Annotated in this window: 12 protein-coding genes and 1 pseudogene; 7 read left to right on the top strand and 6 right to left on the bottom strand. The window is 41.5% G+C overall.

What is annotated here, in order from left to right:
* Positions 1 to 50: 50 nt before the first annotated feature.
* Both V7L29_RS25450 and V7L29_RS25445 read right to left on the bottom strand, forming a co-directional pair.
* Positions 51 to 1,784 carry an Rqc2 family fibronectin-binding protein gene (locus tag V7L29_RS25450; RefSeq protein WP_334737176.1) on the bottom strand — a complete coding sequence of 578 codons (1,734 nt, stop codon included), beginning with the start codon at positions 1,782 to 1,784 and terminating at the stop codon, positions 51 to 53.
* 757 nt (positions 1,785 to 2,541) lie between these two features.
* Positions 2,542 to 3,777, bottom strand: a pseudogene (locus V7L29_RS25445) (glycosyltransferase family 4 protein); the annotation flags it as partial.
* A 903-nt stretch (positions 3,778 to 4,680) separates the two neighbouring features.
* Here V7L29_RS25445 and psaK point away from each other — a divergent pair.
* The 6 genes from psaK to V7L29_RS25415 all read left to right on the top strand — a co-directional run bounded on the left by psaK (position 4,681) and on the right by V7L29_RS25415 (position 10,185).
* Positions 4,681 to 4,941, top strand: coding sequence for a photosystem I reaction center subunit PsaK (gene psaK, locus V7L29_RS25440; RefSeq protein ID WP_334693416.1), 261 nt, complete (start codon positions 4,681 to 4,683; stop codon positions 4,939 to 4,941).
* A gap of 343 nt (positions 4,942 to 5,284) precedes the next feature.
* Complete coding sequence (locus tag V7L29_RS25435) at positions 5,285 to 6,058, top strand: ABC transporter ATP-binding protein (protein WP_334737175.1); 774 nt, start codon at positions 5,285 to 5,287, stop codon at positions 6,056 to 6,058.
* A gap of 14 nt (positions 6,059 to 6,072) precedes the next feature.
* Positions 6,073 to 6,900, top strand: a complete 828-nt coding sequence (locus tag V7L29_RS25430) for an ABC transporter permease (RefSeq protein ID WP_334693418.1) — start codon at positions 6,073 to 6,075, stop codon at positions 6,898 to 6,900.
* A gap of 398 nt (positions 6,901 to 7,298) precedes the next feature.
* Positions 7,299 to 8,345 carry an RNA 3'-terminal phosphate cyclase gene (gene rtcA, locus V7L29_RS25425; RefSeq protein WP_334737174.1) on the top strand — a complete coding sequence of 349 codons (1,047 nt, stop codon included), beginning with the start codon at positions 7,299 to 7,301 and terminating at the stop codon, positions 8,343 to 8,345.
* A gap of 173 nt (positions 8,346 to 8,518) precedes the next feature.
* Entirely contained in the window at positions 8,519 to 8,989 is a 471-nt protein-coding gene (locus V7L29_RS25420) for a toll/interleukin-1 receptor domain-containing protein (RefSeq protein ID WP_334737173.1), read from the top strand.
* Between the two features lie 113 nt (positions 8,990 to 9,102).
* On the top strand, positions 9,103 to 10,185 hold the full coding sequence (locus V7L29_RS25415; protein ID WP_334737172.1) for a TIR domain-containing protein: 1,083 nt from the start codon (positions 9,103 to 9,105) through the stop codon (positions 10,183 to 10,185).
* A 149-nt stretch (positions 10,186 to 10,334) separates the two neighbouring features.
* Here V7L29_RS25415 and V7L29_RS25410 read toward each other — a convergent pair whose 3' ends face one another.
* The 4 genes from V7L29_RS25410 to V7L29_RS25395 form a co-directional block, all read right to left on the bottom strand.
* Positions 10,335 to 10,526 carry a hypothetical protein gene (locus tag V7L29_RS25410; RefSeq protein ID WP_334737171.1) on the bottom strand — a complete coding sequence of 64 codons (192 nt, stop codon included), beginning with the start codon at positions 10,524 to 10,526 and terminating at the stop codon, positions 10,335 to 10,337.
* A 53-nt stretch (positions 10,527 to 10,579) separates the two neighbouring features.
* Entirely contained in the window at positions 10,580 to 12,100 is a 1,521-nt protein-coding gene (locus tag V7L29_RS25405; RefSeq protein ID WP_334737170.1) for a chlorophyll a/b binding light-harvesting protein, read from the bottom strand.
* A gap of 83 nt (positions 12,101 to 12,183) precedes the next feature.
* Complete coding sequence (locus tag V7L29_RS25400) at positions 12,184 to 13,242, bottom strand: chlorophyll a/b binding light-harvesting protein (RefSeq protein WP_334693423.1); 1,059 nt, start codon at positions 13,240 to 13,242, stop codon at positions 12,184 to 12,186.
* A gap of 158 nt (positions 13,243 to 13,400) precedes the next feature.
* Positions 13,401 to 14,852, bottom strand: a complete 1,452-nt coding sequence (locus tag V7L29_RS25395; protein WP_334737169.1) for an MFS transporter — start codon at positions 14,850 to 14,852, stop codon at positions 13,401 to 13,403.
* Between the two features lie 325 nt (positions 14,853 to 15,177).
* On the opposite strand from V7L29_RS25395, the gene V7L29_RS25390 reads away from it, so the two are divergent.
* Positions 15,178 to 15,696: a phosphoribosyltransferase gene (locus V7L29_RS25390; RefSeq protein WP_334693425.1), complete on the top strand. Its 519-nt coding sequence runs from the start codon at positions 15,178 to 15,180 to the stop codon at positions 15,694 to 15,696.
* Positions 15,697 to 15,920 lie beyond the last annotated feature (224 nt).

The raw sequence follows: 15,920 nt of genomic DNA, 5'->3' as shown, positions 1-15,920 counted from the left end.
AGCTATGCCGCAGGCTTTAAGGCAACTCTTAGAGACACTCTTGCGTTCGCTCAGTACAAGTGACTAATGACTATTTGTGGTTTTCCCCAAAGGATGCTTTCCTGCTTATAAATTGCAATTCCCGGTTTTGCTCCTTTGGGTTTGTAGACGTATTTTAGCTGAGTGTAAACTACTGGCACTTGCTCACTCTGACGGGCACGACTGTAGTAGGCAGCAAGATTAGCTACAAATTGTAAATCAGCTTCTTCTGCAACAGCACCCGGTTCTAGACGTAGTAACACATGGCTCCCTGGAATTTCTTGAGCGTGAAACCATAGGTCATAATCTCCAGCTACACGAAAGGTCAATTGGTCATTCTGGCGATTGTTGCGACCGATTAATACTTCAAAGCCGCTAGGGGTAAGGTAACGATGAAAGTTGGTGCTGGGGACTTCATTGGCACTGCGGCTGCGGTATTCTGGATCTTCTAGATACTTTTGTCCAATCAACTCTTCGCGGATTTCTTCTAAAGTTCGCAAATCTTCTGCTGTTTGGTAGGTGTCTATCTGGCTGATCGCAGCTTCTACTTGCTCTAAATACTCAATTTCTGTCTGCACTGACAACAGTAGCGGTTCGACAGCAGAACGAGCGCGTTTGAGCTTTTGGTGCTGTTTGTAAAGACTTTGGGCATTTTGGACAGCATTTTTATCTGGTTGGAGAGCGATCGCTACTGGCAAACTTGTATCAAAATCAGAAAGGATAATTTCCTTCATCCCTGGTTCCCAGTTTTGCAAGTGAGCCATCAATAAATCAGCTTTTTGTCGATACTCATCGGCTTGATCTGATTGCTGCAAGCGCGTCTTAAAGGTTTGAGCTTTATTCCGTAATTTCGCCAGAATATTATTCAATTTCTGACTCAACTGATGGCGTAATTGAGAAAATAATTGTTGATTGATCTGGTTACTGTAGTAGCGGTTGAGTAACTCCTGGATATCTTTGACGTTTTCAACTCCACCCCAACCCATTACAGTGTAGCCATCTTTTGTCCAAGCTGGTTGAAACTTCCTGGAATCCAAAGCTTGCAGCCATTCTTGCCAACGCTCAAACAGGCGTTGCCAATCGTCGGGGTTGAGGCTATCGGTGGATGTTTCTGGTGCGATATTTGCTTCTAGCAGCATTGACTCTAGTAGCGCTGCACTCAAGCCACTATAACTTTTCAGCAATTGCCGCTTGATTGCTCCTGGCACTAAACTTACCCGTTCTTGCCAACGTTGTTGGGATTCGCTCAAACTGGGGACAGTTCCAGTCAGTTTCGGTGGTGTTTCATAAGATTGTCCGGTTTGGATGGGACGAACACTAGATTGCTGCTGACTGACTTGATGGGCGGCGGTGATAATTATATTGCTGTCGTCGGTGAGAATCACATTGCTATACTTGCCTATAATTTCTGCATAGACATGATATAAGGCGCTTTCTCCAGGACGACGGGCAAATTGCAGATCAATAACCCGCTCCCAAGGGGCGATCGCTTCAATAGCCACCAATGCCAAACCGCCTAATTGGTGTATCAGTTGTTGGCTAAAGGTAAAGGTATCTGGTACTCGCGGTGGTGAATCGCCGATACAAATATGTGCAGCTTGGGGATGCCAGGAAACCTCTAGCCAATCTCGCTGTTTGAGGGTGCGTAATGCCATAGCAATAGTGTAGCGATCGCGCTGGTAAACCTGTTCTAAGCGTGATGGTAGCCAGTTAGCGCGGATTTCGCTACAAGCAGCTGTGAGAGTGGTAAAGTCAACTGGTTGCAAAGCGATTAGTTGTTAACATTCAAATGGTAGTGATCGCTATACTTTTTTTTCGTTTAGTCAAAGCATAAGAGACCTCAACTATCATAGCGGTTACTTGCTTTGGTGATAGCTGCGAATAAAAAAACGCACAAATCTATTATAAAATAAACTTTTGCGCTTAAGTAATAAGTTACTTTTTTATACAGGTTGCTTTTAGTATCTAGTTTTGCTAGCTGAAGCGATAGCTGCCAAGTTAAACCCAAAGTACTATCAATAGTTGTAACTGCTTTAATTTGAGAAGTAAGATTGGATTGTATAGGTGCTGTACCAGTCCAGAGCGTAAGTTATAAGTTTATATCACAAAGGGATAACTTATGATTACTAACGCCATCAATTCGTCGGAAGTCTTGGTAAATTTCTAACTGCTATTAAGAACTGTTATAAAGGCAAATTTGTCAACATACTTATATACAAATAAATAAAGTAAGTGATTGCCACTAATTAAACCAATAGTGAAAATCACTCAGCCTAGAGAAATATTTAGAATAAATGATTGAGTAATGGTGACTGAAGACTAGGAAAAGAAAATTCTTGCTTACTTCCGAGTTACCCACTCACCATTATCTGTTAGGCAAGAGAATTATTTAGTAACCAAAGCTGGCTGTTTTACTGTTGACTGCACTAATTCGGCTGTTGAGTGCACTAGTTCTTTTGCTGTTGACTGCACTAATTCAGCTGTTGAGTGGACTAATTCTTTTGCTATTGACGCTACTGGTTGTGGCTGCAACAGTTCGGTGTAAAGTGCACTTAGCTGAGTTGCGACGCCATGCCAACTGAACTTAGTTTCAACGCGTTTTCTACCAGCTTTACCCAATTCGTCTCGCCACTCTGGATTGAAGAGAATTCGGTCAATTGCAACTGCAAAAGCATCTACATCCTGTGCTGGTGCCAATAAACCAGTTTCTTCATTAACCACTGTAAACTGAAGTCCGCCGACATCACTTGCTACGACTGGTGTACCACTTGCCATCGCTTCGATCGCCACGAGTCCAAAGGGTTCGTAGTGACTAGGAACAACGCAAACATCGGCAGCTGCATAATAAGTTGGTAAAATATCTTGACTGAGACAACCAGTAAAAGTGGTAAAGTCGCTCATCCCCAATTCGTTGACGATTTGCTCAATGCGATCGCGCTCAATTCCGTCGCTGTTACCTGGAGTACTACCACCACCAATAATTAGCTGAAGATTGTTGGAATCCCGTAGCCCAGACTTATTTACTGCACGCACCAAGGTTTCTATACCTTTGCGTTGGTCAAAACGCCCTACATATAATACAACTTTCGCTTCTTTTTCAATACCCAATTTATCTCTAGCTGCTTCTCGTGCAATTGAACCAAACCGCTGAATATCTGTACCGCAGGGAATGATGTCGATATTGCCTTTAGTGGAAACTAGCGATCGCATATGTTCCTTCTCTTGCGGACTTGTCGCCACAATTCGATCTGCTATTTCCAAAACTTGTTTTTCCACTTCTAATCGCTTACTAGCAATCAGAGGAATATTTTCTATAGTGTTATACTTGATTGCTCCTAAGGAGTGGTAGGTGTGAACCTGTTTACTATTTTGGATTTTATTTAACTTCATCCCCACCCAACTAGAGTGCCAATAGTTAGTGTGAACTAACTGGTATGTAATCTCATTTTTTACTTGAAATTTGAGGAAATTTTCCACAAATTCTGGCAAATATTCAAAAATTTCATCTCGCGGCACAAACTCAAGTGAACCAGCTTTTAAACGAATAGTTCGACAATTGTCGCTGTGTTCAACAATCGAGTCTTGCTCCAGACTCACTTTGCGGGTAAACATATCAACTTGCCATCCAAGCTGCGCTAGTGCTTCACCCACGTTACGCACATAAACATTTTGTCCTCCAGCTTCTTCTTTCCCTATTTCAATCGCCGGGTCTCCGTGGACGGAAATCAAGGCAATACGTTTTTCGGTGGTAGAGTTCATAGTTTGTGTAGTGCTGATTTTAACAAAGTTTTCGGCTATTCCAAGTCCGTGTATAACACACTTTCCTGAATTGTTTAGGAACTTTGATTAATATTGATTTTAATTTAGTATGTCTAATATTTTTTTACATCTTCTGCCAGAAGTATACATTTGTATTTAATTTCTTTGACATACAAGAAATTGCCAGAGGTTTATCTAATACTTTTGATAGGTGAAAATTATATTGTTTTGTTGTATAAGGAAAATTCTCTAGATAGATGCATTAACATGAGTTCGACGGAGTTACAGTAGGAGTTTGGAGTTTGGAGTTGCAAGCTATCCAAAAAGCAAAGCTCTAATTCAAAATCAAGGCACTATTCGCGCTGAGTAACTCTCTGGGGATTCCTAGTACACTCTGGCAGAAGTTTGTCTACCTTTAACAAGGGGCTTAATCAATTGTTTAGTTAATTGAGATGGTAGCTGGATTACGCGCCTGCTGTACTAATAAGTGTAAGCAACCAGCCCAGCTAAAAGATTGACCAGCCTATTAAATATAAAGCGTTATTTTGGTGTTAATATAGTATACTTTATAACTAAGGTTGCGATCGCCAAAGAGTTTATTGAGAATATTTAATGTGACATTTTTTACTTAATTAGTACTAACATTCCTTGCGTATAGATCAACCCCGATTAATTCTCCTTGACATTTGATAATTCGGTATAATTTAAAACTAAAAAATGTTTACTTCTTATATTGAAGTTCAAACTATTTATCATAGTCAACTCACAGCGTTAAACTCACATTGTATTAAGTAGTAAGAATAACTGTTAAATATTGATGCAAAATTGAGTACTTTCTGAAATTTGCTTTGGAAAGTCTCAGATTATATTTTCAATCATTAATAAATTTCAGGAGCAAATCAGGTGTTTACTTCAACCTTACTCGCTGCTGCAACCACACCTCTGCAATGGAGTCCTATAGTTGGACTGATTATGATTCTTGCTAATATCGTTGCCATTGCCTTTGGCAAATCTACCATCAAGTATCCCAACGCAGAACCAGCACTACCCTCAGCTAATTTCTTTGGTGGTTTTGGTTTACCAGCCCTTTTAGCAACTACCGCCTTTGGTCATATCTTAGGAGTGGGCACTATCTTAGGGCTGCATAACCTGGGAAGAATTTAGGTTCTTACCCAAGTTAGCCTTTATTTGATGATTTTTTTGTCTCCAGCTTTGAGCCATAGAATTAGTTCTCTGGCTCTTTTTTATCATAAATTCAAGGGTTTAAGGCCCCTTGTCTACGAGACGCTACACGTAGCTTGCTTCCCCTTCTTACCCGATGAAGCCCGTACAATATTGAATTTGATACCTAGTTATTACCATAATTTGTCGCGTAACTACTATTGACAAAACTAATTTTGCCTTAACCTGTCACGAATGGGCTTTGAGTTTAAACTAAAAATTAGGATAACCATCAAACATCTTTTGCATATTGTCTGATACAGTCAAATTTTAATCTACAGAATGAATGAGTAACCGTCCCATTATCACACTCAATCAGATTGGCAAGGTCTACACCAATGGCACTATTGCCCTACAAGACTTGAATTTAGTAATTCCAGAGTCGCAATTTGTCAGTTTGGTTGGTTCCTCAGGGTGCGGTAAAAGTACAGTTCTGCGACTGATTGCCGGATTGGGGCGCATAAGTTCTGGTAGTATTGATTGGGGTAGAACTCAGCAAGCAAGAAAGCTGGCTTTTGTCTTCCAAGATGCCGCACTCATGCCTTGGGCAAACGTCAGGGAGAATATACGCCTACCGCTAAAGTTGGCGAGAATGCCCAAAAAAGATAGTCAAGCATTGGTACAGCAGACATTAGAACTGTTAGGATTAGAGGGTTTTGAGGAGAACTATCCCCGTCAGTTATCAGGTGGGATGAAGATGCGGGTATCAATTGCTAGGGCATTAGTTACTCAGCCAAATGTACTGTTGATGGATGAACCATTTGGGGCATTAGATGAAATTACTCGTAGCAAACTCAATGGTGATTTACTTGATTTGTGGCTTCAACACTGCTGGACAGTGGTTTTTGTTACCCACAATATTTATGAAGCAGTGTACTTATCAAATAGGGTGCTAGTCATGGGGACAAGTCCCGGACGAATTGTAGCAGATGTAAAAATTGATGTTCCCTATCCCCGTGGCGATGACTTTCGGACATCATTGCTGTATAACCAATATTGCCGTGAAATTTCTCAGCATTTAGCCCAAGCTATGAGCCTTAGTAGCTTTGCTCAAACTTAAAATTTTAAATTTATATGCTATTTGTCCGTCGCACCCAATCACAAAAAACACTGAGTAAGTTTATATCTGCTGATGTTTGGGCACCGATGATAGTTGGCATTCTAGCATTAGTGTTATGGGATATATTTGTGCGGATAACACATCTACCTCCTTATATCCTCCCTGGCCCTTTATTAGTATTTAAAACCTTAATTACTGACTGGAACGAGCTTTTTCCATCACTATTAATTACACTGCAAATCACAGTTATTGCTTTTATTGCTGCGGCAATTTCTGGTTTGCTAATAGCGATTTTGTTCACCCAAAGTAAATGGATTGAACGCAGTTTATTTCCCTATGCAGTAATTTTACAAACAACTCCAATAGTTGCGATCGCACCCTTAATCATCCTCTGGCTAAAAAATAACACCTTCGCCGCCTTAGTAGTTTGTGCCTGGATAATCGCCTTCTTCCCTATCGTATCCAACACGACATTAGGACTCAACAGCGTTGACCGAAACTTGCTCAACCTATTTCAGCTTTACAAAGCTTCTCGCTGGCAAACACTGCTGTATCTCCGTTTACCCAGCGCCATGCCCTATTTCTTAGGTGGTTTAAAAATTAGCGGTGGTTTAGCATTAATTGGTGCAGTCGTAGCCGAGTTTGTCGCGGGTACTGGTGGGGCAAAATCTGGAATTGCTTACAGGATTTTAATCTCCAGCTACAACTTACAAATTCCTCGGATGTTTGCAGCATTATTTCTCACAACCGGATTGGGTGTACTAATTTTTGTGAGCTTGAGTGCTTTATCTGACTTTATATTAAGTAAGTGGCATGAAAGTGCTGTCAAAGAAGAAAATTAATGGACAATGCGTACCGCTGCACGGTAGCGTAATTTTAGATATGAAGCGGATGCAAGAGATTCTTTAGGTGAAGCCGGGGGATAGCGCGGGTAGAGGCTGGGGTGAAGTTGGCGGCTTTGGACAGAATATTTAAGTTGCACATCGCCTAAATTAGCAAATTACACAAATACATATCAGAACTTTCTCTGTATATTTGTGTAACCTCCCTCCAAAAAGCTAGCTGTTGGGCGTTTATAATTTGTGGTTTGATTTTAACTAATTCTGTGGGTTTAAGTTGCATAGCAACTAACAAGCGGCAAGTTTTGTGGCTCTTGTCTTTATCCCCGTTACAAAACTTAATTATAAATTACTTTAAAAGCCGTGGGGATAACCCAAAATCCAACATCCCAAAATCGACCATGATTGAAATTGACGGTTCCTATGGAGAGGGAGGCGGACAAGTTCTTCGTACTTCCTTAAGTTTAGCGGCTATCACTGGCAAACCCATACGAATTGTAGGTATTCGCGCTGGACGCAAGAACCCAGGATTAGCAGCACAACACTTAACAGCAGTTCGGGCAGCGGCTAGAATTTGTCATGCCCAACTACGCGGTGATGCTTTGGGTTCAATGCAACTGGAATTCATCCCAGGTAGTGCTGTGCAAGCTGGAATTTATACCTTTGATGTTAGTAAAGCACAACAAGGTGGTTCTGCGGGTGCGATCGCTCTAGTTTTACAGACAATTCTCTTACCTTTGGCACTAGCATCCGGTAATTCCCAGGTAACACTAAAGGGTGGAACTCATGTAAACTTTAGCCCGACAGTGACGTACATAGAGCAAGTTTATCTGCCGATATTGCAACGCATGGGTGTACACTCTCAAGTCAAGTTAGGCGCTTGGGGCTGGTATCCCCAAGGTGGGGGAGAGGTACAGTTGCAGGTGAATGGCGGTAGTCAACTCGGCGGAATTAACTTACTGGAACGGGGAGAGTTACAACAGGTGCGAGGACTAGCAGTGGTGACAGAATTGCCTTCCCATATTCCCCAACGGATGGCGAATCGTGCCGAAAATTTGTTACGGTCAGCCCATTTAAAAGTTGCTGTACAGACCTTACGAGAAAGAGGTATTGCACCTGGGGCGGGTATTTTCCTCACTGCTGAGTATCAGAACAGCTTGACTGGCTTTGGTGGATTCGGGCGTTTGCGGTTGTCAGCAGAAACAGTTGCAGAGATTGCTTGTCAGCAACTGCTTGAGTTTCATCAAACCGGTGCAGCAGTAGATGAACATTTAGCAGATCAGTTATTATTGCCAGCTGCTTTAGCTTCACAGGAAAGTCAGTACCAGGTTGCTGAGGTGAGTAGGCATTTGACGACCAATGCAGCAGTTATTGAACAGTTTGGGCTGGCGCAGATCACAGTAGATGAAGCTGAGAAAATAGTATTTGTAAAGAGTTTGACTAGATGAACTACTGCTATTACTCTAGTAGGGGTTCATGGTAAAGTATTAGAAATCACTATTCTGTAAATTTTAATCAATCTTGTGATTCCTTCTGCTTTCAAGTAAAAATTGCAAGTTTTAGCAGACAACTTTGATAAAGATTTAAAGTTTATTTAAAAGTTTGAGTCATAAACAAACTTATGTCAGTGCAAACTCATCAAGCTATTGAAGTGTTTTATTCTTATGCTCATGAAGATGAAAAACTTCGTAATGAACTAGAAAATCACCTGACTCTTTTAAAGCGGCAAGGAGTGATTACAGGATGGCATGATCGCAAAATTGGAGCAGGAAAAGAATGGCAGAATGAGATAGACACTCACTTAGATTCATCTCAGATAATTTTGCTGCTCATAAGTGCAAATTTTATCGCTTCAGATTATTGCTGGGATGTCGAGGTAAAACGGGCAATGGAACGGCATGAAACCAAAGAAGCCAGAGTTATCCCTATAATTCTCGATTCTGTTGATTGGAAGAGCGCACCGTTTGGAAGGCTTCAAGCCCTGCCCAAAGACGCTAAACCTGTTAAGAGGTGGAGAAATCGTAGTGATGCATTTTTAAGTGTTGCTGAAGGTATCCGGTTAGTAGCGAAAGAATTGGCAGTAAGTTTATAGAAATTAAATGTTGAAAATTCATAATTATAACTGAGTAAATTATCAGAAATTTAAATAAAAAATGCTATGAAAAGAAAGTAATAAATTTTCCATATTAATAGGTGCTAAGGTCAATGCCTGCTACTAAGATTGTCAAAGTTTTTTATTGCTGCTCTGACTCTGCTCAAGATGAAGAAATGCGGCAAAAACTAGAGAATCACCTCAGCATTTTGAAGCGGCAAAGTGTGATCACCAATTGGCACAAAGGCATGATCAGTCCAGGTAAAGAATGGGAAAGTGAGATTGATACAAATCTAAAGACAGCCGATATAATTTTGGTGCTAATTAGTTCAGAATTTACTGCTTCAGATTATCACTGGGATGTTTTGGCGAAACAAGCTATGAAACAGCATAAAGCTAGAACATCTCGTGTTATTACTATTCTGCTTCGTCCAGTCGAGAATTCTTGGAAGGTTGCATTCCCCAATGTCAAAGTTTTACCCAAGGGTGAAAAACCTGTCACTAAATGGAGACCCTATGATAATGCTTTTGAAAATATTGCTATAGGTATTCGAGAAGTAGCCGAGGAACTTACCGATTCTACCTTCCTTATTAAAAAAATTCTGCGTAGGATTAGGAGAATTGTGATACTTATTGCAAAAGCTGCTGGAAACACTTTTATATATGTGGCAAGAGCAACCTTTTCATATTTGTTTAGACCATCAAGGTCTCGTCGCCGGAATAGAGTTAGCAACATCGCTGTGAGACTAGTTATTTTCCTTGTATTAGGTGGCATACTTCTACGCTTCATTTCTCAACCACCTGATATATTAGAAATCCCTTTCTCAGCACCTAAACCAATTGTAAATTCAACAAAAATAGTAAATCCTACTGGCTGGATATGGATAGGTATGGTTAATAAAACCTCAGGTAGTTTATCTGTTGGACAAAAACTAGTTCTTCAACCATCAAATCCTAAACAATTTCCTCGTATTGAGCCTCCTGTCATTCCATCACTAGGAACAATCGTAACTGTTAAATATGAAGTCAATTTAATAAAGGAAAAATCTTTATCTGGAAAAACAATCGTTAAACTTAAAAAAGAAGAAAAGCTAGTTATCTTGAAAGTAGAGCCTTTCTCAAAAGTTGCAAAAAATTCGCCTTATATTAAATTGAAAGCGCAAGTTCGTAAATGTAACTCAACTTGCAATAAATAGTACTAAGATAAGCAAAATATATTTTAGCACTAAATAGTTGTATGATGTGAAAGTTCAGACAAAAGGGGTTAAGCCAAGCATAATAAACTAGGGCTTGTATTTAACCAAATGACATCTGGCTATTTAGACATTAATTTATCCATGTTATTTTACTTAGTGTCTTCGTACGCCAGTCGCACGCCAGTTTGACTGTGCATAGCGTCACTTTTCAAGACAGGCATCAGAACTTCTCCTAATAAAGACGCTGCGCTTAACTTGCTTCCCCGTAGGGGTACGGTGGGCACAAAGACGAAGGCAGCCGCTATGCGGGGGTTTCCCAACTTGAGCTGACTGCCCGTCACAGAGAAAACTGAATCTTGAAGGTTACACCTTGACAGCGCTAGTCTCTACATGACTAAATCGAGTTAATAGCGATCGCACCAAACAAAGCAATACTAGTTAACAACAGATAAGCGAAAATTGCTCCACCAATCCCACCAATCAGAAAACCTTCAGTAAACTGACTCCATCTTTCAGTAGAATTGAGAGTCTGTGGCACACGAGGAACTGTTGCTACCGTTGCTCCTCGTGGATACATTTCTTGCTGTCTTTCAAAGGTAGTAGTGCCATAAAGTGAAAAAGCCATTGTCAGGATGACAATCAAACTGCCTGCGGCAAATAAACCAACCAAGCTACCCAGATTGGAATTGCGTAATAAACCTAATGAACCTAATGTGGCAAACGGGCCAACTAGCCAGTAACCATGAGCCATGCCAATTTCTAATCCCCGCCACAGTGGAGATATACCAGGGCGGTAAATTGGCAAGTATTTGAGAAACTTCAGCGTCACATCAGAAGAGTTGACTAAGCTTGCTTGATTACTTGGGCGATTCACCTGTGGCGGTTGAACCATGTCACCATTTTTAAAATCAAATCCGGCTTCAATAGCACGGGCGCGGAGGGCGTGCCAAATGTGACCTAACAGAAATATCAGCGCTAGGACAAAATGGAAAGTTACCAACCAACCACGAGATGAAACTATACCAGCAGAAGTTTCTATAACCCGAACTGGACCATAGAAAACTTCAGGATAGACAGTATTATTGACTGATGCAAAATATGCTGCCAAAAAGCCCATGTATGCTACAGCACCAATGCTGTAAGATAAATACGCTTCTCCTGAATAAATCAAAACTCGGCGTGCCCAAGCGAACGGCTTAGTCAAGATGTGGAAAATACCACCGCCAATTAATATCAAACCAACCCAGATGTGACCACCGACCACATCTTCCAAGTTATCAACAGCTGCCATTCCTTCCGAACCCCAAGCCCCAAATAGGTAGCCAAAAATGCGGAATGGGTTAAGTGTCGGATGATTGATTACCCTTACGTCTCCACCGCCAGCAGCCCAGGGGTCAAATAGTCCCCCCCAAAACACCGCCTTGGTAACTAAAGCCAAAGCACCCAAACCTAAAAGCGTTAGGTGAATGCCCAAGATGGTTGTCATCTTGTCCTTATCATTCCACTCGTAGCCAAAAAAGCCAGCCCAAGTAGGATTGTCTTCTAACACCTCTGGCCCCAGCAAGGAGTGGTAAATACCACCGGCTGCCAGAATCACTGAAGGTATCAGATGTAAGACGCTGATTACAAAGTAGGGATAGATGCTAATAACTTGCCCACCAGCACCGACACCAAAACCGAGAGTCGCTAGATGAGGCAGTATGATTAACCCTTGCTCATACATTGGCACATTAGGATTGAAGCGTGACAGTTCAAACAGCGTCATCCCTCCAGCCCATAACAAAATCAATGCAGAATGGGCAACATGAGCGCCTAGTAATTTTCCTGATAAATTAGTGAGACGAAAGTTACCAGCCCACCAGCCAACATCAGGTATTTGTTGCTTGTATGGGCTATCTTCAATTACTGCTGTCATTTCTAGTACTCCTTGAAAATATTTAGCAATTTTTTTGAACTTCTGCTTTCAGATAATTGCAAATTAATTGCATTAAATTGAATTTAGCTAATTGGTTGAGGAATCACTGCCTCCTGACTCACCCTACCTTTGCGAAAATCGAACCCACGCGCCCGCAAGGCGTGCCAGATATGACCTTGGAGAAAAAAGAAAGCTAACCAAAAGTGGGCATTGGCTAACCAAGTCCGAGCAGTTACAAGGTCAGGGTCAGGTGATGAAAAGTAGGGCACAATATTCTGCCTAACCACGAGCGCTGGCCCATAAAAAACTTCAGGATAAACAGTGGTGTTTACCGATACAAACAGAGTTGCAATAAAGCCCATCAGTGCCAAAGCACCGAGACTGTAAGAAAGGTAAGCTTCTCCAGACCAAACAAATAGTGGATGCGTCCAGGTAAAGGGCTTAGTTGCTATGTGGAAAAGTCCACCAATAATCAATATCGCACCAATCCAAATGTGTCCGCCAACCACGTCTTCTAGGTTGTCAACGCCAGCAATCCAGAATCTATTAATTGCGCCAAATAGATAGCCAAAAATGACAGCTGGGTTTAATGTTGGATTTGTAATTACCCTGACATTTTCAACATTTGGGTCGTACAAACCACCAAAGTACATTGCTTTGGCGACTAACAAGAATGCACCACAACCCAGTAAAACCAGATGTATACCAAGGATTGTGGTCATTTTGCCCGTGTCTGACCAGTCGTAGCCAAAGAAAGGAACTTTGCCCTCTAATTTTTCCGGGCCACGTAGGGAATGAAAGATTCCTCCGAAACCCAAAAAGGCTGAGGAAATTAGATGCAAAGCTCCAATTACAAAGTAGGGATAAGTATCCACGACTGCACCATTTGCGCCAACACCCCAACCTTCAGTAGCTAGGTGAGGTAACAAAATTAAGCCTTGCGTGTACATCGGTTCTGCTGGATTAAAGTGGGCTAGCTCAAATAAAGTCATAGCTCCTGCCCAGAAAACGATTAGACCAGAATGAGCGACGTGAGCGCCTAGTAATTTCCCTGATAAGCTGGTAAGTCTAGCATTACCAGCCCACCAAGGCGAATCGGTAAGGTCTTGCTCCACCGACAGCGGACTTCTAGAAATTGTCATTTTCCTACCTATAGTTTGTTGATAATTATCTGCAACAAATTTAAAAATAGCTTACCCTAAAATTTTATTTAATGCAAGTTACTCTCATTAATAATTTGAAGATGGTGACTGACGACTTGGCTGGATTTACCAAATTTCCAAGATAATTAGGTACTGCCCTAACTCTCCCTCTTCTCTTGCCGTTCTTTGAGTTTCAGCATGATTTGGGCGTGCATCTCACGGGTAATTGGGTAAAAATACGTTAAAACTAAGCCAAAAATCAAACAAACTGTAGGTATAGGGCCAACAGCAATGCGAATAGCAAACAGTGCTGATTCCGGTTGCATGGGTGGTGGACTTCCGGCTACAGATTCTTTGAAACCGGCTAGTTGCAAAGCATTTCCCACCAAAAACAGCCCGAAAGCTAAACCAAATTTTTGTAGCAAAACCATGAAGCCATAAAAAATGCCTTCTCTGCGTTGTCCGGTTTGGAGTTCATCTAATTCAATCACATCTGGAATCATTGACCAGGGAATTAGATAAGCTGTGGATACACCAACACCCGCCATCACAGCCATCAAATACATCAAACCTATTTGACCGGGCTGTAAGAAAAATAGTCCAGCGGCGGCTATTATCCATAAACTCATTCCCATAAAATAAACAAGTTTTTTGCCGATTTTTTTACTCAGCGCCTCCCAGACAAATAGCATCAGCAGGGCAGTCCCTTGCACTGCAATCAGCAGTGTGGGCACATCTGATTCTTTGAGACCCATACAATTGACTACAAAATAGGGAATAATGCTGGCTGTAATCTGCACACCTAGCCAAGAAAAAAGATATATACCAATAACAAATAAAAAAGGTCGGTTGCTAAAGACAATTTTTAGCTGTTCCAAGAAGGAGAGAGATGCAGGTTCTTCAGCTTGAATACGTTTGGACTCAAAAGCCAGGATGCGATCGCGAACTCCAAAAACGCACCAATATAATCCTAAAATCGAAATTACAGTACAAATTGCTGCTAAAACGAGATATCGTTGTTGGCGATCGGCAATTTGGGAAAAAACGATTTGCGCTAAAATCAATGACAGAATGCTACCACCAATGGAAAATGTAAAACGATAGCTATTAAGGCTGGTGCGTTCGTCGTAATCTTGAGTTAGTTCTGGAGTCATCGCCGTATAAGGCAAATTCACAATCGTGTAAAAGGACTGAGATAGCACCCCAATCACTACGTAATACCAGAACATCGGCCAAATATTATCACTCTGATTTGCCCTAAATTGCGGTACAATCCACTGCAAGAAAAAGAAAGTTCCAAAGGGGATTGCTCCATAAAACATCCAAGGAAGACGACGGCCCCAGCGACGAGATTTCGTTTTATCACTCAAAAACCCGATAATCGGATCATTTATCCCATCCCAGATTTTGCCAATCATCAAAATACTGCCAGCTAAACCCGCAGGGATACCAGCGATATTGGTAAAGAAAAACAGCAAATAAAAGACGGAAATATTTGCAGTAATTGCTGGGCCTAAATCCCCTGCACCGTAAGCCAGTTTTGTTTTAAGGTCGAGTTTTTCACTCTTAGGATCTCGTTGGGTATCGCTATTAGCGGCAGAATCGTTCATAATAACTTGCGCTCATACTAAAATAAAAAGTTTGCGTCACCAAACAGCCTGTCGTAGCGAAAAGTCGAGCCAGTGCGCCCTTGCGGTTTCCCGACTTATTCGCTCTTAGCGTTCCCACAGGGTAGCAACTGGCGTCAAAGCGGCGGCTTCCGCCGTTAGCATAGCGGTAGCGAGTCCGCGAGCGTCTCTGATAGCGCAGCGTAAAGCCTACGGCATAGCTTTTCTACAAGAGACTGTGCCAACGCTTAGAGCGACGCAGGAGCGTCACTTTTCAAGACAGACATTGCCTTCAATACACTAGCTATCTACCACTCCCGTTAGACTTATGCCAGACCTTTATGTTTCTTGGTCAGATTATCACCAAAAAATTGAACAACTGGCTATTCAGATTTATGAATCCAGTTGGGAATTTAACCAGATTATCTGTCTTGCCAGAGGAGGACTACAAGTAGGAGATATTCTCTCCCGTATATACCAGCAACCACTGGCAATTTTAGCAACCTCATCTTACAGTGGGACTGGTAAGCAAGAAAGAAGTAATTTAATTTTCTCTCGCCACTTGACAATGACTGCCGAAAAGTTAGGTTCGCGCATTCTCCTAGTGGATGACTTAGTAGACTCTGGGATCACACTCCAACAGACTATACCTTGGCTCAAGCAAAATATTGATTTTCCCATTGAAGAAATTCGCACTGCTGTACTTTGGTATAAAGCCTGTTCAGTTATAGCACCCGATTATTATGTCGATTATTTGGCTGACAACCCCTGGATTCACCAACCCTTTGAACATTACGAGTATCTGAACCCCGCAGAACTCGCCGCTAAGGTCAGTCAACGGTGTTGATAAATACTTAGTTCCGCTACGCAAAATTCAAAATTAACAGGACTTACGCAAAATCATGATAAAACGAACCGCCAAGGACGCAAAGGATACAAAGGAATAAGAGTTTCAGAGAGTTCTTGCGTAAGTCCTGATTAAGAATTCAAAAATGTTAAAGAAAGAATGACAAACGATATTTCGTACAAACGAAACCTTCACCGATTTAATCCTGTTGCATATCTAATAAT

Source organism: Nostoc sp., assembly GCF_036916575.1.
In the GTDB taxonomy this organism is placed as follows: Bacteria; Cyanobacteriota; Cyanobacteriia; order Cyanobacteriales; family Nostocaceae; genus Nostoc.
Note: the sequence above shows the minus strand (reverse complement) of the source record. Positions and strands in the feature narration are given on the sequence as shown.